Origin of the sequence: Pseudomonas urmiensis (assembly GCF_014268815.2) — a bacterium.
GTDB classification, from domain to species: Bacteria; Pseudomonadota; Gammaproteobacteria; order Pseudomonadales; family Pseudomonadaceae; genus Aquipseudomonas; species Aquipseudomonas urmiensis.
This window is the reverse complement of record NZ_JABWRE020000001.1, coordinates 760,708-780,807: the sequence shown is the minus strand read 5'-3', so window position 1 is coordinate 780,807 and position 20,100 is coordinate 760,708. Positions and strand designations below refer to the sequence as shown.

General features: G+C 61.5%; 21 protein-coding genes and 1 pseudogene. 9 read left to right on the top strand and 13 right to left on the bottom strand.

All coding sequences use genetic code 11. The features are described from left to right. The first annotated feature begins 13 nt into the window (after positions 1-13). Positions 14-1,360, top strand: coding sequence for an HlyD family type I secretion periplasmic adaptor subunit (locus HU737_RS03595; RefSeq protein ID WP_186557499.1), 1,347 nt, complete (start codon positions 14-16; stop codon positions 1,358-1,360). Between the two features lie 173 nt (positions 1,361-1,533). Here the strand turns inward: HU737_RS03595 and HU737_RS03590 are convergent, their stop codons facing one another. The 3 genes from HU737_RS03590 to HU737_RS03580 form a co-directional block, all read right to left on the bottom strand. Beyond that, positions 1,534-2,136, bottom strand: a complete 603-nt coding sequence (locus HU737_RS03590) for a tRNA-uridine aminocarboxypropyltransferase (protein WP_186557498.1) — start codon at positions 2,134-2,136, stop codon at positions 1,534-1,536. 79 nt (positions 2,137-2,215) lie between these two features. After that, entirely contained in the window at positions 2,216-3,781 is a 1,566-nt protein-coding gene (locus HU737_RS03585; RefSeq protein WP_186557497.1) for a methyl-accepting chemotaxis protein, read from the bottom strand. Positions 3,782-3,920: 139 nt separating this feature from the next. Then, entirely contained in the window at positions 3,921-4,814 is an 894-nt protein-coding gene (locus tag HU737_RS03580; RefSeq protein ID WP_186557496.1) for a LysR family transcriptional regulator, read from the bottom strand. Positions 4,815-5,040: 226 nt separating this feature from the next. On the opposite strand from HU737_RS03580, the gene speB reads away from it, so the two are divergent. Further along, complete coding sequence (gene speB, locus HU737_RS03575; RefSeq protein WP_186557495.1) at positions 5,041-5,991, top strand: agmatinase; 951 nt, start codon at positions 5,041-5,043, stop codon at positions 5,989-5,991. A gap of 212 nt (positions 5,992-6,203) precedes the next feature. After that, on the top strand, positions 6,204-7,583 hold the full coding sequence (locus HU737_RS03570; RefSeq protein WP_186557494.1) for a sodium:solute symporter family protein: 1,380 nt from the start codon (positions 6,204-6,206) through the stop codon (positions 7,581-7,583). 81 nt (positions 7,584-7,664) lie between these two features. On the opposite strand, the gene HU737_RS26330 is transcribed toward HU737_RS03570, so the two are convergent. Together HU737_RS26330 and ptrR are read right to left on the bottom strand one after the other, a co-directional pair. Then, complete coding sequence (locus HU737_RS26330; RefSeq protein WP_256214945.1) at positions 7,665-7,793, bottom strand: PA1414 family protein; 129 nt, start codon at positions 7,791-7,793, stop codon at positions 7,665-7,667. Between the two features lie 125 nt (positions 7,794-7,918). Continuing rightward, positions 7,919-8,812 (bottom strand): putrescine utilization regulator PtrR, encoded by an 894-nt coding sequence (ptrR, locus tag HU737_RS03565; protein ID WP_186557493.1) that lies wholly within the window; start codon positions 8,810-8,812, stop codon positions 7,919-7,921. A 106-nt stretch (positions 8,813-8,918) separates the two neighbouring features. Between ptrR and HU737_RS03560 the strand changes: the two genes are divergently transcribed. Beyond that, complete coding sequence (locus HU737_RS03560) at positions 8,919-10,079, top strand: MFS transporter (RefSeq protein ID WP_186557492.1); 1,161 nt, start codon at positions 8,919-8,921, stop codon at positions 10,077-10,079. A gap of 114 nt (positions 10,080-10,193) precedes the next feature. Here the strand turns inward: HU737_RS03560 and HU737_RS03555 are convergent, their stop codons facing one another. From HU737_RS03555 to HU737_RS03540, 4 genes and pseudogenes are all read right to left on the bottom strand, one after another. Further along, the gene (locus HU737_RS03555) at positions 10,194-11,120 is read right to left on the bottom strand and encodes a DMT family transporter (RefSeq protein WP_186557491.1); all 927 of its coding nucleotides are present in this window, start codon (positions 11,118-11,120) and stop codon (positions 10,194-10,196) included. A 97-nt stretch (positions 11,121-11,217) separates the two neighbouring features. Further along, entirely contained in the window at positions 11,218-11,622 is a 405-nt protein-coding gene (locus HU737_RS03550; RefSeq protein WP_186557490.1) for a transcriptional regulator, read from the bottom strand. A gap of 78 nt (positions 11,623-11,700) precedes the next feature. Further along, positions 11,701-11,955: a BrnA antitoxin family protein gene (locus HU737_RS03545; RefSeq protein ID WP_186557489.1), complete on the bottom strand. Its 255-nt coding sequence runs from the start codon at positions 11,953-11,955 to the stop codon at positions 11,701-11,703. Next, positions 11,933-12,210: pseudogene (locus HU737_RS03540) on the bottom strand (BrnT family toxin). Before HU737_RS03540 ends, HU737_RS03545 begins: the two are co-directional and overlap by 23 nt. A 216-nt stretch (positions 12,211-12,426) precedes the next feature. On the opposite strand from HU737_RS03540, the gene HU737_RS03535 reads away from it, so the two are divergent. Then, positions 12,427-12,699 (top strand): hypothetical protein, encoded by a 273-nt coding sequence (locus HU737_RS03535; RefSeq protein ID WP_186557488.1) that lies wholly within the window; start codon positions 12,427-12,429, stop codon positions 12,697-12,699. Between the two features lie 78 nt (positions 12,700-12,777). Here the strand turns inward: HU737_RS03535 and HU737_RS03530 are convergent, their stop codons facing one another. Further along, complete coding sequence (locus HU737_RS03530) at positions 12,778-14,100, bottom strand: DEAD/DEAH box helicase (RefSeq protein WP_186557487.1); 1,323 nt, start codon at positions 14,098-14,100, stop codon at positions 12,778-12,780. A 143-nt stretch (positions 14,101-14,243) separates the two neighbouring features. Between HU737_RS03530 and HU737_RS03525 the strand changes: the two genes are divergently transcribed. Then, a complete protein-coding gene (locus HU737_RS03525) occupies positions 14,244-15,545 on the top strand; it encodes a mechanosensitive ion channel family protein (RefSeq protein ID WP_186557486.1) in 1,302 nt (433 codons plus the stop codon). A 48-nt stretch (positions 15,546-15,593) separates the two neighbouring features. Here the strand turns inward: HU737_RS03525 and HU737_RS03520 are convergent, their stop codons facing one another. The 3 genes from HU737_RS03520 to HU737_RS03510 all read right to left on the bottom strand — a co-directional run bounded on the left by HU737_RS03520 (position 15,594) and on the right by HU737_RS03510 (position 17,753). Beyond that, entirely contained in the window at positions 15,594-16,472 is an 879-nt protein-coding gene (locus HU737_RS03520) for a carboxylate/amino acid/amine transporter (RefSeq protein WP_186557485.1), read from the bottom strand. A 258-nt stretch (positions 16,473-16,730) separates the two neighbouring features. Beyond that, complete coding sequence (locus HU737_RS03515) at positions 16,731-17,330, bottom strand: FMN-dependent NADH-azoreductase (RefSeq protein ID WP_186557484.1); 600 nt, start codon at positions 17,328-17,330, stop codon at positions 16,731-16,733. Positions 17,331-17,438: 108 nt separating this feature from the next. Then, on the bottom strand, positions 17,439-17,753 hold the full coding sequence (locus tag HU737_RS03510) for a 3-phosphoglycerate kinase (protein ID WP_186557483.1): 315 nt from the start codon (positions 17,751-17,753) through the stop codon (positions 17,439-17,441). A gap of 48 nt (positions 17,754-17,801) precedes the next feature. On the opposite strand from HU737_RS03510, the gene HU737_RS03505 reads away from it, so the two are divergent. Genes HU737_RS03505 through HU737_RS03495 form a run of 3 tightly spaced genes read left to right on the top strand, consistent with a single transcriptional unit; the run spans position 17,802 to position 20,100 of the window. Next, positions 17,802-18,725 carry a LysR family transcriptional regulator gene (locus tag HU737_RS03505; protein ID WP_186557482.1) on the top strand — a complete coding sequence of 308 codons (924 nt, stop codon included), beginning with the start codon at positions 17,802-17,804 and terminating at the stop codon, positions 18,723-18,725. Between the two features lie 11 nt (positions 18,726-18,736). After that, on the top strand, positions 18,737-19,549 hold the full coding sequence (locus HU737_RS03500) for an alpha/beta fold hydrolase (RefSeq protein WP_186557481.1): 813 nt from the start codon (positions 18,737-18,739) through the stop codon (positions 19,547-19,549). Continuing rightward, the gene (locus HU737_RS03495) at positions 19,543-20,100 is read left to right on the top strand and encodes a peptidylprolyl isomerase (protein WP_186557480.1); all 558 of its coding nucleotides are present in this window, start codon (positions 19,543-19,545) and stop codon (positions 20,098-20,100) included. Before HU737_RS03500 ends, HU737_RS03495 begins: the two co-directional genes overlap by 7 nt.

The window sequence follows — 20,100 nt, the reverse complement described above, 5'->3', positions numbered from 1 at the left end:
GAGGAGTAGGTCCATGTCCATCATGCGCAGTTATTTGCAGGGCACCGGCAAGAGCGCCGAGCGCGACTATATGCCGGAGCTTGCCGGCGCCACCTTGCAGGACGCGCCGCGCCTGTCACGCCTGACCGTATGGCTGGCCGCCGCGCTGCTATTGGTGGCGCTGACCTGGGCCAGCTTCGCCGTGCTCGATGAGGTCACAGTCGGCGAAGGCAAGGCCATTCCCTCGAGCAAGGTGCAGGTGATCCAGAACCTGGAAGGCGGCATCGTCACCGAGATCTTCGTCCGCGAGGGCCAGATGGTCGATAAAGGCGCGACGCTGCTGCGCCTGGACGACACCCGTTTTCGCTCCAACAAGGGTGAAAGCGAGGCCGATCGCTATGCATTGACGGCGCAGGTCGAGCGCTTGTCGGCGGAGGCTGAAGGCCGCCCGTTCGAGCTGTCGGACGAAGTGCGCGCCAAAGCGCCACAAGTCGCCGAGGATGAAACCGCCTTGTATCAATCGCGCCAGCGGCGCCTGGCCAGCGAGAAGCAGACGCTCAATGAGCAACTGCGGCAGAAGACCCAGGAGCTTGCCGAGTTCCGCTCCAAGGTCGACCAGTACCGCTCTGCCCTGGGCTTGCTCCAGCAGGAGCTGAACATGTCCTCGCCGCTGGTGGGCACTGGGGCGATTTCCCCGGTGGAAATCCTGCGCCTGAAACAGCGCACCGTCGAAGCCCGCGGCCAGCTCAATGCCACCAGCTTGGCCATCCCACGTGCCGAGGCGGCGGTGGCGGAGATCAAGAGCAAGATCCAAGAGTCGGATGCGACCTTCCGCTCCGAGGCGGCCAAGGAGCTCAACGATAAACGCACGGAGCTGTCGAAGATTGCCGCGACCAGCATCGCCATCGATGACCGGGTCAACCGCACAACGGTGGTGTCGCCGGTACGCGGGATCGTCAAGCTCCTGAAGGTCAATACCATTGGTGGCGTGGTGCAGCCGGGCAGCGATCTGGTGGAGATCGTGCCGATCGAGGATAACCTGCTGATCGAAGCCAAGGTGCGCCCGCAGGATGTCGCGTTCCTACATCCGGGGCAGACGGCGATGGTCAAGTTCAGTGCCTATGACTACACCATCTATGGCGGTCTGAAGGCCAAGCTTGAGCTGATTGGGGCGGACACGGTTACCGATGACAAGGGCAATGCGTTTTATCTGATCCAGGTGCGTACGGACAAGAATCACCTGGGCGGGGACGACAAGCCGTTGCTGATCATCCCCGGGATGGTGGCGACGGTGGACATCATCACTGGGCAGAAGAGTGTGCTGGATTATCTGTTGAAGCCGGTGCTCAAGGCGCGGACTGAGGCTATGAGGGAGCGTTGAAAGGCTCTGAAGTCGCGACGTGAGTGACGGCGCCTGGGTTGGCTTTATCTGCCGATAGTGGTGTGTTGGATAGTCGGACGCCATCGCGGGGCAAGCCCGCTCCCACGGGTTTCACCGCCAGCCGGAAAGAGGGGTGCGAAGCCAAAAATCAGAAATTCCAGAAACCCAGAACCTCACCGTCCCCCATGATTACGCTCAAACGTCTCCCGCCCCATAGCCCTGATCTGCCCCTCGATCAACGCCTCAAACGGCCGCAACAACTGATCAAAACACCCTGGGGCCTCCAACACATTCAGCCCCTGTACCACCGCCTCCAACGTAGACAGAGCCCCTGCCTCGGGCGCCTTGCGCAAACGATACCGCGAAGGCAAAACCTGCCCCAGCGTCACCCGCGGCAATTCCCCTAACAACGGATTGAGGTACAAAAGCTTACGCGCCTTACGCCACGTCCCATCCGGCACAATCAGCATAAAGGGCAATTCACATCCCTCCTGCGCATACCCCACCAAGGCCTGTGCCTGCTCTCCCGGAAACAACAGCACCGGCCGATACCCGGGCGTCGCCAATAACTGATCAAGATCGGCAAACACTTCGCCCACCCGCAACTCGGCATTGACTAACCCCAGGGTTGCCAAACGGGCGGTATTGAGGGCATGCAAACGCTCACTCGGGTGCTGCAACACCACCACGCGAGTACGGCTCTGAAGATGGGGAATCAACGGGCAAAGACAATGATCTTGCGCACGCAGGCAGCGCTCGCAGCGGGGTCTGGACATCGGGTTCTCCTGGCTCAGGCAATTTTGCCACAGCCACCCGAAAAAAAGCCCACATCCCTGTGGGAGAGACGATCACGCGCTATCGGTTGAAACGTTCAGCCAGGCTGTGCAGGTACTCGGCCATGCGCTCAAGGTCCTGGCTGATTTCAGCCCCCTGCTTGGCCTGCCCCGCACTCTGGTCGCACAAGTGCGCGATGCGGGTTATCTGCTGATTGATGTCCTCGGCCACATGGCTTTGCTGCTCCGAAGCTGTCGCCATCTGCTGGCTCATGCCAGTGATACGGCTGACCGCCTGGGCAATGCCTGACAATGCCTCACGCACCGCCTCGACACTGTGCACGCTGTCGCGCGAGATCTGCTCGCCGCGATTGGCGGTGGACACCGCGCGCTCAGCCCCCGCGCGCAGGCTGGCAATGATGTGGTGGATCTCATCGGTGGAGGCCCGGGTGCGCTGTGCCAACGAGCGCACCTCGTCGGCGACCACGGCAAACCCGCGGCCCTGCTCGCCCGCCCGCGCCGCCTCGATCGCGGCATTGAGTGCCAGCAGGTTGGTCTGCTCGGCAATCGAGGTGATCACATCGACCACGCTGCCAATCGACTGGGTCTGCTCGGCCAAGGCATTCACGGCCTGACCGATGTCGTTGACCGCCTCGCTCATGCTGCCCATCGCCTGCAGGCTCTGCTGCGCCAGGTCGCTGCCTTGCTGGGCCAGCTGATCGGCGTCGCTGGCCGCATGGGCGGTGCTTTGCACGTTGTGAGTGACTTGCTGGATGGTCGCGGCCATTTGCGCAATGGCGGTGGCCGACTGATCGGTCTCGCTGCGCTGGCGATCGAGCATCTGCGCCTGGGCATCCGACAGGTCCGCCGACTGCGCAGCGCGCGACTTGACCCCGACACCGGCATCGACCAGGCGAGTCAGCGCGGTCTGCAAACGCGCTTCTTCGCTGATGATGGCCAGGTCCAACTGGCCATGCAGACCGGGATTATCACTGTAGGTCAAGGCCACGAGAGGGCTGGTGAAGGCTTTGGGATGCTCATCGAGGGTGCGCTGGATGGCCCGATTGTGCCGATGCTCGATCAAATACCAAGCGCACAATTGGCTGGCCATCAGCACCGCCAGCGCGGAATAGGGCTGCAGCCACAGGTAGCCGGCCGCCGACACCAGCCCCGCGCCGATCAGCGGCCAGCCCTGGCCCAGCCCGTGGCCTAATCGCGCCGCCCAGGGGACTGCACTGCGACCGTTACGCAGGCGTGCATAAAGCGCCTCGGCACGGCGGATCTGCTCTCGGCTAGGCACCGAGCGCACCGATTCGTAGCCGCTGATCCGACCATTTTCATAGATCGCCGTGACATAGGCGCTAACCCAATAGAAGTCGCCGTTCTTGGAGCGATTCTTGACCACCCCCATCCACGGTTTGCCCTGTTTGATGGTTTCCCACATATGACCGAAGACAGACGGCGGCATGTCCGGGTGACGCACCAGGTTGTGGGTCTGCCCGACCAATTCGTCGTAGGTGAAACCGCTGATCGCCACGAATGCGTCATTGCAATAGGTAATGCGGCTGTTGAGGTCGGTGGTGGAAATCAGCCGCTGCTCGCTGGAGAAGGTTCTTTCATGCTCGGTGACGGGCAAATTCATGCGCATCGGGGCAGTCCTTGCTTGTGTAGATGATGGGAAATTTCATCAAAGCAAGTAGAGGTTTAGCAGAGCGCCAGCATGAAAGTGGTCAACTTTTTGTAGGAAATTATCCCTGTCAGACGGAATGTCCTAAATGCGGTATTGCCTAGCCTACATTGAGCTGGCTTTTGAGCAGGTCACGGAAGGTCTGGATCAATGGCTCACGGCTGCGACCTCGGCGGATGATCAGCGAGAATGGCGCCTGATAACCGAAGGTAGCCGGCGATAGTACCCGTAGATCCCCTTTATCGACCCAGGCCTGGGCGTAATGCTCAGGCAAATAGCCGATGTAGGCGCCGGAGAGAATCAGGATCAACTGCGCTTCCATGCTTTCCACGGTTGCCGCGCTGTGCTTGAAGCCATGCCGGGCCAGCTCGGCCTGGCTCCAATAACCCCGGCCGACCATGCGCTGCTGGGTCACCACCGGTTCGGGAATGCGCCGTTCGACGAACAATGGGTGCCGGCTGCTGCAATACAGCCAGTGCTGTTCACGATACAACGGCTGATAGACCAGGCCACTCATGCGCGAAGAGAAGGCACCAATGGCCAGGTCCAGACGGTTGTCCTGCACGCCCAGTTGCAGTTCGTAGGGGCTGGAGACCGACAAGTGCAGATGTACCGCCGGATGCTCCTGGCTATAGGCGCCAATCGCCTCGGCCAGGGGCAAGGCGCGATCACCGACAGTCGAGTCGATTACCCCTAGGTTGAGGGTTCCGCGCAGCTCGCCCTTGAGCGCTGCCGCGTATTGCTCGAAACCGTCCATTTCCGCGAGCAGACGCAAGGTCTCCTGATGAAACAGCTCACCCTTGCTGGTCAGGCTGAAGCCTCCGCGCCCGCGGTGGCAAAGGACGATGCCCAAGGAACTCTCGAGCTGACTCATGTAGGTACTGATCGCCGAGGTCGACAGGTTCAGCTCGCGCTGGGCATTGGCGAAACCCTGGTGGCGTACCACGCTGACGAAGATGCGTAGCAGTTTCAGATCGGGCAGGGTCGAGGCCATGGTGCAGCGGTTCCGCAGGCTGGAAATGGCCAAAGTCTAACCCGAGCCAGGGCTATTAGTTCAGAAATTCCTGAACTAAGTATTTGCCGGTAGCGATTCTTTCCGCGCACTACCTTGCGCAGACTTGGCCGAAATGTCCCTGCCCGCCGGCACCCTTGCGCCAGCCAGGCGCGCCACGGAACAGGTTCGAACAAACATAACAATCGACCGACTGATGAGGCCCACCGTGGACAAGACTCTTCACCAACCACTGGGCGGCAACGAAATGCCGCGTTTCGGCGGCATCGCCACCATGCTTCGCCTGCCCCACCTGCAAAGCGCCGAAGGCCTGGATGCCGCGTTCGTCGGCGTGCCCCTGGATATCGGCACCTCGCTGCGTTCGGGCACCCGCTTCGGCCCCCGGCAGATCCGCGCCGAGTCGGTCATGATCCGCCCCTACAACATGGCCACCGGTGCCGCGCCCTTCGACTCGCTGTCGATCGCCGACATTGGCGATGTAGCGATCAATACCTTCAACCTGCTCGACGCCGTGCGCATCATCGAAGAAGCCTACGACAACATTGTCGAGCATAATGTCATCCCGCTGACCCTTGGTGGCGACCACACCATCACCTTGCCGATCCTGCGCGCCCTGCATAAAAAGCACGGCAAGATCGGCCTGGTGCACATCGATGCCCACGCCGACGTCAACGATCACATGTTCGGCGAGAAGATCGCCCACGGCACCACCTTCCGCCGCGCAGTGGAAGAAGGCCTGCTCGATTGCGATCGCGTGGTGCAGATCGGCCTGCGCGCCCAGGGCTATACCGCCGACGACTTCAACTGGAGCCGTCGCCAGGGTTTCCGTGTGGTTCAGGCCGAAGAGTGCTGGCACAAGTCGCTGGAGCCATTGATGGCTGAAGTGCGCGAGAAAGTAGGTGGGGGCCCGGTGTACCTGTCGTTCGACATCGACGGCATCGACCCGGCCTGGGCGCCTGGCACTGGCACCCCGGAAATCGGTGGCCTGACCACCATCCAGGCGATGGAAATCATCCGTGGCTGCCACGGCCTGGACCTGATTGGCTGCGACCTGGTCGAGGTTTCGCCGCCCTATGACACCACCGGCAACACCTCGTTGCTCGGCGCCAACCTGCTGTTCGAGATGCTCTGCGTACTGCCAGGTGTCGTACGTCGCTGACGTGTCAGCGACTGGAGCAAGATGAGCGGTTTACCCGGGAGAGGGCTTGCCCCGCGATCGCTATCGCGAAACAAGCCCGCTTCCGCGTGACCCAGGCAGGAGCCATGAAGAGGGGCCGGTGAGGCCCGCCAATACAAGACAAGACCGCCGGGCACCGTGCACCTGCCCGGACGGTCGATCTCGCCATAATAAAGATAATCGGGAGACCCCCAATGGCCTTGGACATCATCGTAGTACTGATCTATGCCGCCGGCATGCTCGCGCTTGGCTGGTACGGCATGCGGCGGGCAAAAACCCACGAAGACTACCTGGTAGCCGGACGCAACCTCGGCCCGACCCTGTACATGGGCACCATGGCCACCACGGTGCTGGGTGGTGCTTCGACCGTCGGCACCGTGCGCCTGGGCTACGTCCATGGTATCTCCGGTTTCTGGCTGTGCGCGGCACTGGGCCTGGGAATCATCGCGCTGAACCTGTTCCTCGCCAAACCCTTACTGCGCCTGCGTATCTTCACCGTCACCCAGGTGCTTGAGCGGCGCTACAACCCCATGGCGCGCCAAGCCAGTGCGGTCATCATGCTGGCCTACGCGCTGATGATCGGCGTCACCTCGACCCTGGCCATGGGCACGGTATTGCAGGTGCTGCTCGACCTGCCGTTCTGGCTGTCGCTGCTGCTCGGTGGCGGCGTGGTGGTGGTCTACTCGACCATTGGCGGCATGTGGTCGCTGACCCTCACCGATATCGTCCAGTTCGTGATCAAGACCGTCGGACTGATGTTCATCCTGCTGCCGGTGTGCCTGTACAAGGTCGGTGGCTGGGATCAACTGGTCGCGCAGCTGCCGGCGGCCAGCTTCAGCTGGACCACCATCGGCTGGGACACCATCATCACCTACTCCCTGATCTACTTCTTCGGCATCCTCATCGGCCAGGACATCTGGCAGCGGGTGTTCACCGCCCGTGACGAAAAGGTCTGCCAGCGCGCCGGTACCACCGCCGGTATCTACTGCGTGGCGTACGGTTTGGCCTGCGCCCTGATCGGCATGGCCGCCCACGTGCTGATGCCGGACCTGGCCAACCCGAACAACGCCTTCGCGGCGATGATCAAGACCACCCTGCCCGATGGCATCCGTGGCCTGCTGATGGCGGCCGCCCTGGCGGCGATGATGTCGACGGCCAGCGCCGGCTTGCTGGCGGCGTCCACCACCATCACCGAAGACCTGCTGCCCAAGCTGCGCGGCGGCAAGCAGTCGAGCCTGGGTGTGAGCCGTCTGTTCACCTTGCTGACCGGCCTGGTAGTGCTGGGCATTGCCCTGGCAGTGAACGATGTGATCAGCGCGCTGACCTTGGCTTACAACCTGCTGGTCGGCGGGATGCTGGTGCCGCTTATCGGGGCGATCTTCTGGAAGCGTGCGACCACCGCAGGGGCGATCGCCAGCATGTCGCTGGGCTTTGCCACCGCGCTGCTGTTCATGTTCAAGGATGGTCTGGATGCCAATACGCCGATCTACTACAGCCTGGCGATTGGTCTGCTGAGCTTTGTGCTGGTCAGCCTGCTGTCGCGTCGCCCGATGGCGGCGGTGAACCTGGCCTGATCAATACTGGGCTGCCCAGCAGCCCAATCGGCTGAAACGAAAAGGCCGCTGCATCTGATCGATGCGGCGGCCTTTGTCATTTCAACGGCGACGAGGTTGGCGCTTGCGCTGCTCTTCGTCGGTGGGAATCGGCACCGGCTGCAGCGGTGGCGGAATCAGGCCCAAGGCGACAGCCAGGTCATGGAGCCAGTTGAACAGTGGTTTTTTCATAGAGCCCCCTTCACGGGTCAGCCTCACGGCAAAATCGATTCTGCGATGTTTCATACAGATCATAGTCCGATGTCCTGCATTACGCATTCGCCTAATCCTATAGATAGGGACGATTTTGACCCGGATCAAGCGGTCGCGGGGCGTTCCGACGGTCGGTCAACTGTTTCGCCTTGTTGCAGATCGATCCACGCCTGCAAATTTGCCCCACACATGCCCTGGCGCCACATCAACCAGGTGACAGCCTGATCGAACGGTGCTTGCAGCCGGTGGACGCGAATCTGCTCACGTCCTGGCAGGCTGTCGAGCATCGATTGCGCCATCAACGCTACCCCTGCCCCGGCAATGACACAGGCCAGCATGCTCTGGTAAGACTCGATCTCCATGACCCGGCCCATGGGCGTGTGGGCGTGGGCGTACCAGGCTTCCAGACGCATCCGGTAGGAGCAGCCCTGGCGGAAGGTGAACACCGCCCGCCCTGCCACATCCCGGGCACTGTGCACCGGGGGGTGCTCAGGGCTGGTGATCAGTACCAAGACTTCATCGCACAGTGGCACGCCATCGAGCCCTGCAAGGCTTGGCGGCCCATCGACCAAGGCGGCATCCAGGCGGTGGCTCATCAGCCCTTCGAGCAGATCGCCGCTCGGAGCGGCCTGTACCTGCAGGTTCACCGCTGGGTAAGTCTGGTGATAGCGGGCCAGCAACGGCGGCAGATGCGTCGCCGCGGTGCTGTACATCGTGCCCAAGACGAAGTCCCCTGCAGGTTGACCACCCTGCACTGCCGCCACCGCTTGGTCGTGCAGGGTCGACAAGCGGTTGGCGTAGTCGAGCAGCACCTTTCCGGCTGGCGACAGCTGCAAGCGCTGGCGCTCACGCAAGAACAGCTCGACACCCAACTGCTCTTCCAACTGTCGCAGCCGCGTCGACAGGTTCGACGGCACGCGGTGCAAGCGCTCGGCAGCACGGGTAAGCGAACCTTCTTCGGCCACCGCTTGAAAGATGCGCAGTTGACTGAACTCCATGACATTCTCCAAAACAGAACAACTTGATCATCATTATTCAATTTTATTGAAAGTCAATCCGCCCTACCCTGCCACTCATCGACTCACACCTGGCAGGAGCATTCACATGTCGCCGCTCGTACAATTACTGGCCAGTGCCGTGGCCCTGATGATGGCCATGGGCATCGGCCGCTTCGCCCTGACCCCGCAACTGCCCAGCCTGATCGCTGAAGGGCAATTCGACCTGACTGCCGCTGGCCTTGTCGCCGCCGCCAACTACCTGGGCTACTTCCTCGGCGCGGTGGACGCCATGTTCGCTCGCCAGCCTGGCCAAGTACGCCTGCGTCTGCATGCAGGCCTGTGGCTGTGCGTGGTGTTGACCCTCGCCTCGTGGGCAGCCAATGGTTTCTGGAGCCATCTGCTGCTGCGCTTTGGCACTGGCGTTGCCAGCGCCTGGGTGCTGGTGATGATTACCAGCCTCACGCAACAGCTGGCAGCCGCTCATGGCACACCACGACTGGGCGCCCTGGTGTTCGCAGGGCCTGGTGTGGGCATTGCGCTGACCGGGCTACTGGCGCTGGCGGCACATCTGCTGGGGATGGACTCGGCGGCCTTGTGGCTGGTTTATGCAGTGGCCGCGCTGGTCATGTTGCTTACAGTGCGGCCCTGGTTGCCAAGGGCGCTGGCGCCTGCACCAGCAGCAATCGCACGTTCGGCGCCGAGCCCTGGCATCGCCCGTCTGGGGCTGGTGTATGGGCTCTATGGGGTGGGGTATATCTTGCCGGCCACATTTTTATCGCAGATGGCCAACCAGCGTTTTCACGGACATTGGCTGGCCGACCTGTTCTGGCCAGCGTTTGGCCTGGCTGCCGCGTTGGGCGTGGTACTGGTGAGTGTGCGCCGACCTGGGCGGACTACCGGCTGGTTGGCCGCAACCCTTTGGCTGCAAGGCCTGGGCGTGCTGGCCTGCCTGCTGGGTGATGGGTTTGGCCTGGCCCTGGGGGTGGTGCTGTGTGGAGGGCCGTTCCTGGCCTGCATGCAATTGGTCATGCAGCGCTCGCGAGAGCTGGCGCCGCATGCCACGCAGCGCAATGCCGGACTATTGACCGCGTGCTTCGCGCTCGGCCAATTGAGTGGGCCGCTGCTGGCAGCACTGAGCAATCACTACAGCGCTAGCCTGCAACCTGCGCTGGTGTTGGCCGCCAGTGGGCTTGGGCTGGCCGGCGTCCTGGTAGTAACCAGCCGCAGCGCACGGCAGGTTTGTCAGGCGAGCACTAGCACGGCCTGAGAGTGTCAGGGCGTTTTTGCCGGCCTCATCGCGGGGCAAGCCCGCTCCCACGTTGGCCAACACCGGGTTGCGTGGGAGCGGGCTTGCCCCGCGATGAGCAGCTCAGATAACTACCTAGCCAATCACCTTGCGCAACTGCTTACGCACCCAGGGCTCAGCACTGACCAGGATCACCCCGCACAACACCATCACCGCCCCGAGTACAAAGTTCACACTCAGCGGCTCCCCCAACAGCAGCACGCCAAAGGTCACCCCAAACAACGGCGTGATGAAAGAGAACACCGCCAGGTTCGAAGCGAGATACTTGCGCAGCAACCAGAACCAGGTCAGGTAGCTGACGAACGAGACCACAATCCCCTGGAACAACACGCTGCCCATCGCCAGTGGGGTCAACGTAACCCTACCGATCTGCCCGCTCACCAGCGCAATCAGCAACAGCCCGACAAAGCCCACCATCAGCTGATAGAACAAGGTCAAGGTCGCCGGCGCTTCCGACAGCCGCGAACCTCGCACCACCACAGTAGTCGCGCCCCAGGCCAAGCCCGCCAGCACCCCAAAGGCATCGCCTAGAAGCGTGCGAGCATCGATCTGATCGAGCTGCAAGCCGCCAGCGAAGGCCGTGGCGATCCCGGCAAACGACAGCAAGATACCCAACCACTGCAAAAGCCGCAGCCGCTCGCTGGGCAGCATGAAATGCAGGCCGAGTGCGGTGAACACCGGCGCGGTGTAGAGAAACACCGACATGTGCGCCGCCGAGGTCAACTTCAGCCCCTCGGCAATGAACATAAATTCCAGGCCAAACAGTGCGCCAGCCAGCAACCCGGCCCGCCAGGTACTGCCCACCTGGCCCCAGCCCCCACGCCAGCAGATCAAGATACCGACCAACAGCGCAGCGATACCGGAACGAAAAGCCGCCTGCATCACCGGGGCGATATCAACGGCGGCCCATTTGATCATCACCTGCTGGCTGCCCCAGATCAGGCACAGCCCAAGCATCAGTTGCAGGGCGAAAGCGTCGGGATTCTTGCGGGCCGCACTCATGGGCGGGCCCCTTGTAGATTCGATGGCATGGGCAAGGCTCGGCAGAGAAAATGGATCCAGTGCCGATTATCGGGTTCGCGACGCCGCCGTTACCAGCCTAAATTGCGCCGCCCGCAATCTGCGCCTTGGCCGAGACGTGCTCGAAGGTGTTTTCGTCCAGCGGATCTTCCTGCTCATCCAGCACCTGGCGCGGGTGCTCGAAGCCAGGAATGCTGCTGTCGATCAGACTGAGCAAGCGCGAGCCACGCTCGGTGAGCACGAAGTTCTCGCCATTGCCGCCATCCTCTGCCGGCCGAGATTCGATGAAGCCGCGCTCGAAGAGGATCTTCTCGTACTCGCACGCGCGGGTCTTCAGATGATCCAGATCGCCCACCGGCTGGCCTTGGGCGGCGAGTGCCGCGGCATGTTGCTCGGCGTAGGGGCGTGGCGTAAAGCTGTGATCAGCGCCATTTTGCACTTCGTGCAGCAGGCGTTGGATCAGGTCCCAGTCGTAGCTGCTCATGGAGGTTGGCTCCTGCTGTGAACGGATGGGGTACACAGCTTGGGACCGGCATGGGGCTGCAAGCGTTCCGACGGAAATTCAACGATGGCGATGCTGAGCCTGCATATACTGGCGCAACAACTGATTTATACGCGTCTGGTAGCCCGTGCCCTGCTCCTTGAACCAGGCCAATACATCGGCATCAAGACGGATCGTCACGGCCTGTTTGGCTGGAACCCGCAGCTCAGCCTGGCGAAAAAAATCCTCACCTAGCTCGGCAATGTCCGAAGTGTCGATCTGCTGATCGTCTTGTTGAGCCAGGCGGCTCCAATCAGTTTTGGAAGACTTGGTCATAACGTTTTGCCTCTTGTCTGGTCGCCTTTCGCGCAGAGATGATCCGGATTACATCTGCCTGCCGCTCGGTATACACGACCACCCCGACCAGCGCGTGCAGCCAGCCTAAGCCGAACCAGCGCTCCTCACCATAGGCCTGCCGATCATCTCGCAACAGCAGCATGGGGTGCTGGAACATATCGGGCACATCGCTGAAGTCGATACCGTGCTGCGGATGTTTATCTGATTCTTAGCTTCGTCCCACTCAAAACGCATGGGACTGCCTGTATTTACTTTTGTACATACACAATACTCCCTATAAGCCAGCGAGCCTAGAAGAAGCATCAGCAGATCAACAGAGGTTAAGTGCAGCAAACAGGGCATTTAGGAAGCGGATTACAAGCAAAAGAGATTCGACCAGGCACCTTCCCCAGGTGAACTTTCCTCCCCGTCATAGCCTCAACCGATTACTTGCTGACCGAGGCTCATCTTATGAAGACCCTGCACCGAGTCACCCTGCTTGCCAGCCTGTGCTTCGCCCTGCCCAGCTGGGCCTGCACGCTGGAAGAGGCAACCGCAAAACGCGAAGAGCTGGCCAAGTTGGTGTCACAACTGACCGAGCAGAACCCGCAAAAGGCCAAGGAGATCAACGACGAGCTTCAGGGCATGGACCTGGCGACAGAAAGCAAGGATCTGCCTGACAAGTGCCAGTTGATCGACCGCAGGCTACAGGAGCTCAAGGTCGCGGAGAAAAAAGCGGAGTGAGGTGATCGCGGCAAGGGGCAAGGCGCCGGTCCGTCCTAGGCAAAGCCAGGGCAGACCGGTAGTTGCCTGGAGAACGCCTTACTCAGCCTTCGGCGCGCGCTTTTTCAGCGGCGCCATGCCATCGGAGCTGGTCAGCGGTGCGTTTGGCCGTGGCTTGGCGGTAGGCTTGCGCTTGGCGGCGGCCTTCTTGTCGCCGGTTTTCTTGTCGACTTTCTTTTTCTTGACGCCGGCAGCCTTGCCGGAAGCCTTGACCTTCTTCGGCCCGCTGTAGGTGCCTTTGACCTCTTTGATCACTCGGCGCTCGAACTGCTGCTTGAGGTAGCGTTCGATGCTCGACATCAAGTTCCAGTCGTTGTGGGTGATCAGCGAGATCGCCAGACCTTCGCCACCGGCCCGGCCAGTACGGCCAATGCGGTGCACGTATTCGTCGCCGCTGCGCGGCATGTCGAAGTTGATCACCAGGTCCAGGCCGTCGATGTCCAGGCCACGTGCCGCCACGTCAGTGGCGACTAGTACCTTGGAGCCACCCTGCTTGAAGCGCTCGATGGCCAGCTTGCGGTCTTTCTGGTCCTTCTCGCCGTGCAGCACGAAGGCTTTGACATCCTTGGCCACCAGATGACCATAGACGCGGTCAGCCAGGGCGCGGGTATTGGTGAAAATGATCGCCTTCTGGAAGGTCTCGTTGTCCAGCAGCCACTGAACGATCTTCTCTTTGTGCTGGTCGTGGTCGGCGGTGATGATCTGCTGACGAGTGCCTTCGGCCAACTGCGAGACGCTGTTGAGCATCAGGTGCTCAGGGTTTTTCAGCACTTTGCCAATGATGTCGCGCAGCGCTGCGCCGCCGGTGGTGGCGGAGAAGAGCAGGGTCTGCTCGCGGTTCTCGCACTCTTTGCACAGGCGCTCCATGTCTTCGGCAAAGCCCATGTCGAGCATGCGGTCAGCCTCGTCCAGCACCATGACCTGAACGTGGGAGAGGTCGAGGTTGCCGGCGTTCAGATGCTCGAGCAGGCGGCCTGGGGTGCCAATCAGCACGTCCGGCACCTTGCGCAACAGTGCAGCCTGTTCCTTGAAGTCTTCGCCGCCGGTGACCAGGCCAGACTTGATGTAGGTGAACTGGGAGAACAGTTGCACCTGTTTCAAGGTCTGCTGGGCCAGTTCGCGGGTCGGCAGCAGGATCAACGCACGGATTTCAACGCGCGGGCCACCCAGGTCAGCCAGGCGGTTGAGCATCGGCAGGACGAAAGCTGCGGTCTTGCCGCTGCCGGTCTGCGCCGTCACCCGCAGGTCACGCCCTTGCAACGCCAGGGGGATGGCCGCCGCCTGCACCGGAGTCGGCTCGACAAAGTTCAGCTCGGCCACGGCTTTGAGCAGGCGTTCATGCAGGGCGAATTGGGAAAACACGGGGACAACCTCGGGCAAGTACGTAAATTCAGTTGCATAGGGTAACGTTTTCCGCCGCCATAACCGAATTTTCTTTTAGCAACTTTTGGCCGATCCGCGCTCTAATCGTGCCTCGTTCCGCAACATAGACCGCTGTAACGCTCATGGACATTCAACGACTCTGGCACGACACCCTCGACCTCTGGGGCACCCTGGACCAACATCCGCTGCTGCATTCTGCCCTGGGCCTGGCGGTACTGCTGCTGATCTCCCTAGTACTCGGTCGCCTGGCGCGCTTCCTGGTGCTGCACACCAGCCGCCTGCTGGCCCGTCAACAAGCGCTGAAGTGGCTCGACGACCTGCGCCACAACAAGGTGTTTCATCGCCTGGCGCAGACCACCCCTTCGCTGATCATCCAGTTCGGCCTGAAGCTGGTCCCGGAGCTTGGCACCACCGCCCAGCACTTTCTCGGCAATGTTGCCCTGGCGTTCACCCTGCTGTTCATGACCCTGGCGGTTTCCTGCCTGCTCGATGCCCTGCTGGACATCTACGCCCGCACCGAGCATGCCCGCACCCGCTCGATCAAGGGCTATGTGCAGTTGGCCAAGATGGTGCTGTGGGTGCTCAGCGTCATCGTCATCATCGCCACCCTGATCGACCGCTCGCCGCTGTTACTGCTATCGGGCCTGGGCGCCATGTCGGCGGTGCTGCTGTTGGTGTACAAGGACACCTTGCTGTCATTCGTGGCCAGCGTACAGCTGACCAGCAACGACATGCTTCACGTCGGCGACTGGATCGAAATGCCCCAGGTCGGCGCTGATGGCGATGTGGTGGACATCACCCTGCACACGGTCAAGGTGCAGAACTTCGACAAGACCATCGTTTCCATCCCGACCTGGCGCCTGATGAGCGAGTCGTTCCGCAACTGGCGCGGCATGCAGCAGTCTGGTGGGCGACGGATCAAACGCAGCCTGTTCATCGATGCTGCCGGTGTCCGCTTCTTGACCCGCGAGGAAGAACAGCGCCTGACCCAGGTACGCTTGCTCGGTGATTACCTGGCCAGCAAGCGCCAGGAACTGCAGAACTGGAACGAAGCGCTGGGACCCGTAGCCGAGTTGTCGGCTAACCGGCGGCGGCTGACCAACATCGGTACTTTCCGTGCGTTTGCCCTGGCCTATTTGCAGAACCATCCTGACGTGCAGCAAAGCATGACCTGCATGGTGCGGCAGATGCAGACAACCGCTGAGGGGGTGCCCTTGGAGATCTACTGCTTCACCCGCACCACGGCCTGGGCGGATTACGAGCGCATCCAGGGCGATATCTTCGATTATCTGTTGGCCGTGCTGCCGGAGTTTGGCCTGAGTCTGTATCAGCAGCCCAGCGGCAATGACATGCGTGCAGGGCTTGCCGCCCGAGCGCCAATCGAAACGCAGGCGCAGCGCCTTACAGAAACCGCAGAGGCTTGAAGAACCAAAGGCGCCAAACAGGCGCCTTTTTTACATGCAGTGTCTAGATCAGGTGGAGGTCTGCTGCGAGCGAGCAGTCCGACTGCCGCCCAAGCGACTGAGCCACACCGAGGCCAGAATCACCGCGCCGCCAATGAACAATCGCCCCAGCGGCTCGTGCTGATTCCAGATCAGCAAATTGAGCAGCAGCCCGACCGGCACATGCAGGTTGTTCATTACCGCCAAAGTAGCGCCAGAAACCAGGCAGGCGCCCTTGTTCCACCAGTACAAACCCAGCGCAGTCGGACACAAACCCAGGAACAGCAGCACCAGCCACTGGACATCGGTGCTCGGCAGGTGCTGGGCATTGCCAAACAGCAGGAACGCTGGCAACACCACGATCAACGCGCCCAGGTAGAAGTAGCCGAACCGCTTGTAATGCGGCAGATCGCTTGGATTACGGGCGACCAGATGACGGTACAGCACCTGGCCGGCGGCATAAGTGAAGTTGGCCAATTGCAGCAATAGGAAGCCGATGAAGAAGTCGCCGCTGATGCTGTCCATACGGATCACCGCCGCACCCGCGACCGCGACCAGTGCAGCGAGCAGCGCCCAAGGGTTGAAGCGGCGGTTCAGCGCATCTTCGATGAGGGTCACGTGCAGCGGCGTGAGAATGGTGAACAGCAGCACTTCCGGCACGGTCAGCACGCGGAAACTCAAGTACAGGCAGACGTAGGTGATGCCGTACTGCAATGCGCCGATCAGCAGCATCGAGCGCATGAAGCGCGGTTCGACCTGACGCCAGCGGGTGAGCGGCAGGAACACCAGGCCGGCCAACACCACCCGTGCCAAGACCGCGAAATAGCTGTCGACATGCCCGGCCAGGTATTCGCCGATCAGGCTGAAGGAAAACGCCTGGATCAGCGCGACGATAATCAGGTAGCCCATGGTGCTCTCTCGTAAATCAAGGCGGCGACCTTAGCCGGTTGGCAAAAACCGATCAACTTGGCGTAGCGCCCTGATCGCGGGGCAAGCCCGCTCCCACGGGTATGGCGGACGGCGCAATACACGTGGGAGCGGGCTTGCCCCGCGATCAGGCCGGACCAGGCGCTAAAAAACTCCAGGCATAAAAAAGCCCGACCATCATCTGGCCGGGCAGGCACACCCAAGGAGCAACAGGTGTCAGGGTTGGGAATTAGTCGGCACTCAGGCCACCGCAGCCAGTTTGGCCTTGGCCTGGTTCAGCCCCTTCTCGTGGAAGTCGCCGCTCATGTTCAGGCCTTCGGCATGAATGAAAGTCACGTCATGGATACCAATGAAGGCCATGACCTGGCGCAGGTACGGTTCCTGATGGTCGCTGGTGGCGCCGGCATGAATACCACCGCGGGCAGTCAGGACAATGGCACGCTTGCCCGTCAGCAGGCCCTGTGGACCGGTCGGGGTGTACTTGAAGGTGATACCGGCGCGCAGGACATGATCGAGCCAAGCCTTGAGCGTGCTCGGAATGGTGAAGTTGTACATGGGGGCAGCCATCACCAGTACATCGGCGGCCAGCAGTTCATCGGTCAATTCGTTGGAACGCGCCAGGGCTTCGCGCTCGATCTGTGAGCGTTGTTCCTCAGGCTTCATCCAGCCACCCAGCAGGTGGGCGTCCAGGTGCGGCACTGGAGTCACCGCCAAGTCACGCACATTGATGTCGTCGGCCGGATGCGCCGCTTGCCATTGGCCAATGAAATCTCGGGTCAATTGACGCGAAACGGAGTCCTGCTGGCGGGCGCTGCTTTCGATGATCAATACGCGGGACATGGGTGCCTCCATCGGCAAATAGGGTGCGATTCGATGGAGGAAAGATTAAGGGTTGACCTATCGATAAAAAAGCGTAAAAAGTGGGTTCAATCTATCGACTAATCTGTTTTATTCCGGTTTACAGCTCAAACCGATCCGCAGCTTGATGATCTGCCGGTTGAACTTGGCGGTAACGTCCACGCTTTGCTTGGCCGGCACATTGACCCGACGCACCCGTGGCGCTTCCGGGCCGTTGCGGAAAGTGACCTTGCACGACGCCGCAACCTCTCCATAGTTGTTCAGCGAGATGCTGCCGATGTCGTAGGCCGTGTCGTAGGCGGTGTAGTCGACCTTGACCCCGGTCAGCTGCTTGTCGACATCGATGGGGTATGCCATGGCGGTAAGGGGCAGGCACAGCAGTAATGCCACACAACTTTTCTTCATAGAGCGCTCTCCTTGAAAGAGCGCAGCTTAGGACAACAGGAGCTGAAGATGAAAGCGCCGCGCGTAACCCTGGATCAGTGGCGAACCCTGCAGGCAGTGGTCGATCACGGAGGGTTTGCCCAGGCCGCCGAGGCCCTGCACCGCTCACAATCGTCGGTCAGCTACACAGTGGCACGCATGCAGGAGCAACTTGGCGTGCCGTTGCTGCGCATCGACGGGCGCAAAGCCGTGCTGACCGAGGCCGGTAACGTCCTGCTGCGCCGCTCGCGCCACCTGGTCAAGCAGGCCAGCCAGCTCGAAGACCTGGCCCATCACATGGAACAAGGCTGGGAGGCCGAGGTGCGCGTGGTGGTCGATGCCGCCTACCCCAGCGCCCGCCTGGTGCGCGCCTTGAGCGCGTTCATGCCGCAGAGCCGTGGCTGCCGCGTGCGGCTGCGCGAAGAGGTGCTGTCTGGGGTCGAGGAAGTCCTGCATGAAGGCATCGCCGACCTTGCGATCAGCAGCTTCAGCATCGGCGGCTACCTGGGCACCGAACTGAGCTCGGTGGAGTTCGTCGCCGTCGCCCACCCGGAACACAGCCTGCACCGCCTGGGCCGGGAGATTACCTTCCAGGACCTGGAGAGCCAGTTGCAGGTGGTAATCCGTGACTCTGGCCGCGCGCAACCCAAGGATGTCGGCTGGCTGGGCGCTGAACAACGCTGGACGGTCGGTAGCCTGGGCACTGCGGCCACCTTCGTCAGCAGCGGCCTGGGCTTTGCCTGGCTGCCTCGACACATGATCGAGCGCGAGCTGCGCGACGGCGTGCTCAAGCCATTGCCGCTGGACCAGGGTGGCAGTCGCCATCCACTGTTCTACCTTTACTCCAGCAAGGAAAAGACCCTGGGCCCGGCCACGCAGATCCTCATCGACCTGCTGCGCAATTTCGACACTGCGCCCCTGGACGTGCCCTTCGCAGCCCCGCCGCAAGCCTGAGGACCGCGCCCATGGCCTATTTCGAACACGAAGGATGCACGCTGCATTACGAGGAATACGGCCAGGGCGAGCCCCTGGTGCTGTTGCATGGGCTGGGCTCCAGTTGCCAGGACTGGGAGCTGCAGGTGCCCGAGCTGAGCCGGCACTATCGGGTGATCCTGATGGACATCCGCGGCCACGGCCGCTCTGACAAACCCCGCGATGGCTATCAGATCGCCACCTTCAGCGAAGACCTGCTGGCCCTGCTCGAACACCTGCGCACCGGTCCAGTGCACTTCGTTGGCCTGTCGATGGGCGGTATGATCGGCTTTCAGTTTGCCGTCGACCACCCGCAGTGGCTACGCAGCCTGTGCATCGTCAACAGCGCCCCCGAGGTCAAGCGACGCACCCGCAGCGACTGGATCTGGTGGGCAAAACGCTGGGGCCTGGCGCGTCTGCTCAGCGTCGAAGCCGTCGGCAAGGGCCTGGCCGAGCGGCTGTTCCCCAAACCCGAACAAGCCGATCTTCGCCAGAAGATGGCCCAGCGCTGGGCACGCAACGACAAGCGCGCCTACCTCAAGAGCTTCGACGCTATCGTCGACTGGGGCGTGGCGGAACGCATCGGCCAGATCGGCTGTCCCACCCTGGTGATCGCCGCCGACCACGATTACACACCGATACAACTGAAACAGCGCTACGTCGCCTTGATACCCCAGGCTAGACTGGCAGTCATAGAAGATTCCCGGCACGCTACACCCCTCGATCAACCCGAGGTCTTCAACCAGACCCTGCTGCACTTTCTTGCAGCCGCCTCCACCTCTCAAGGATCTTTGAGCCCATGCTGAAAAAACTCCTGCTCGCCGCCTGCTCGGTTGCCTTCGCCACCAGCGTCATGGCCTCGGACAAGACCCCGCACGTTCTGCTCGACACCAGCTTCGGCCAGGTCGAAATCGAGCTGAACGCGGAAAAAGCGCCGATCAGTACCAAGAACTTCCTTGAGTACGTCGACAGTGGTTTCTACAACAACACCATCTTCCACCGCGTGATCCCAGGCTTCATGGTCCAGGGCGGCGGCTTCACCGAGCAGATGGTGCAGAAGAACACCAACGACCCGATCCGCAACGAAGCCAGCAATGGCCTGCATAACGCCCGCGGCACCCTGTCCATGGCCCGCACCTCCAACCCGAACTCGGCCACCAGCCAGTTCTTCATCAACGTTGCCGACAACGCCTTCCTCGACCCAGGTCGCGATGCCGGATATGCCGTGTTCGGCAAGGTCACCAAAGGCATGGACGTGGTTGACCAGATCGTCAATTCGCCGACCACTATCAAAAAGGGCATGCGTGATGTACCGGCCGATCCGGTGTTCATCAAGTCCGCCAAACGCATCGACTGA

Coding starts and splice junctions, on each gene's coding strand:
- HU737_RS03520 (WP_186557485.1), bottom strand. CDS start 16,472: ATGGGCTACCTGATTATCGTCGCGCTGATCCAGGCGTTTTCCTTCAGC.
- HU737_RS03505 (WP_186557482.1), top strand. CDS start 17,802: ATGAAAGCGCCGCGCGTAACCCTGGATCAGTGGCGAACCCTGCAGGCA.
- HU737_RS03500 (WP_186557481.1), top strand. CDS start 18,737: ATGGCCTATTTCGAACACGAAGGATGCACGCTGCATTACGAGGAATAC.
- HU737_RS03580 (WP_186557496.1), bottom strand. CDS start 4,814: ATGGCCTCGACCCTGCCCGATCTGAAACTGCTACGCATCTTCGTCAGC.
- HU737_RS03590 (WP_186557498.1), bottom strand. CDS start 2,136: ATGTCCAGACCCCGCTGCGAGCGCTGCCTGCGTGCGCAAGATCATTGT.
- HU737_RS03525 (WP_186557486.1), top strand. CDS start 14,244: ATGGACATTCAACGACTCTGGCACGACACCCTCGACCTCTGGGGCACC.
- HU737_RS03585 (WP_186557497.1), bottom strand. CDS start 3,781: ATGCGCATGAATTTGCCCGTCACCGAGCATGAAAGAACCTTCTCCAGC.
- HU737_RS03535 (WP_186557488.1), top strand. CDS start 12,427: ATGAAGACCCTGCACCGAGTCACCCTGCTTGCCAGCCTGTGCTTCGCC.
- HU737_RS03570 (WP_186557494.1), top strand. CDS start 6,204: ATGGCCTTGGACATCATCGTAGTACTGATCTATGCCGCCGGCATGCTC.
- HU737_RS03595 (WP_186557499.1), top strand. CDS start 14: ATGTCCATCATGCGCAGTTATTTGCAGGGCACCGGCAAGAGCGCCGAG.
- HU737_RS26330 (WP_256214945.1), bottom strand. CDS start 7,793: ATGAAAAAACCACTGTTCAACTGGCTCCATGACCTGGCTGTCGCCTTG.
- HU737_RS03560 (WP_186557492.1), top strand. CDS start 8,919: ATGTCGCCGCTCGTACAATTACTGGCCAGTGCCGTGGCCCTGATGATG.
- ptrR (WP_186557493.1), bottom strand. CDS start 8,812: ATGGAGTTCAGTCAACTGCGCATCTTTCAAGCGGTGGCCGAAGAAGGT.
- HU737_RS03515 (WP_186557484.1), bottom strand. CDS start 17,330: ATGTCCCGCGTATTGATCATCGAAAGCAGCGCCCGCCAGCAGGACTCC.
- HU737_RS03555 (WP_186557491.1), bottom strand. CDS start 11,120: ATGAGTGCGGCCCGCAAGAATCCCGACGCTTTCGCCCTGCAACTGATG.
- HU737_RS03545 (WP_186557489.1), bottom strand. CDS start 11,955: ATGACCAAGTCTTCCAAAACTGATTGGAGCCGCCTGGCTCAACAAGAC.
- HU737_RS03495 (WP_186557480.1), top strand. CDS start 19,543: ATGCTGAAAAAACTCCTGCTCGCCGCCTGCTCGGTTGCCTTCGCCACC.
- HU737_RS03550 (WP_186557490.1), bottom strand. CDS start 11,622: ATGAGCAGCTACGACTGGGACCTGATCCAACGCCTGCTGCACGAAGTG.
- HU737_RS03510 (WP_186557483.1), bottom strand. CDS start 17,753: ATGAAGAAAAGTTGTGTGGCATTACTGCTGTGCCTGCCCCTTACCGCC.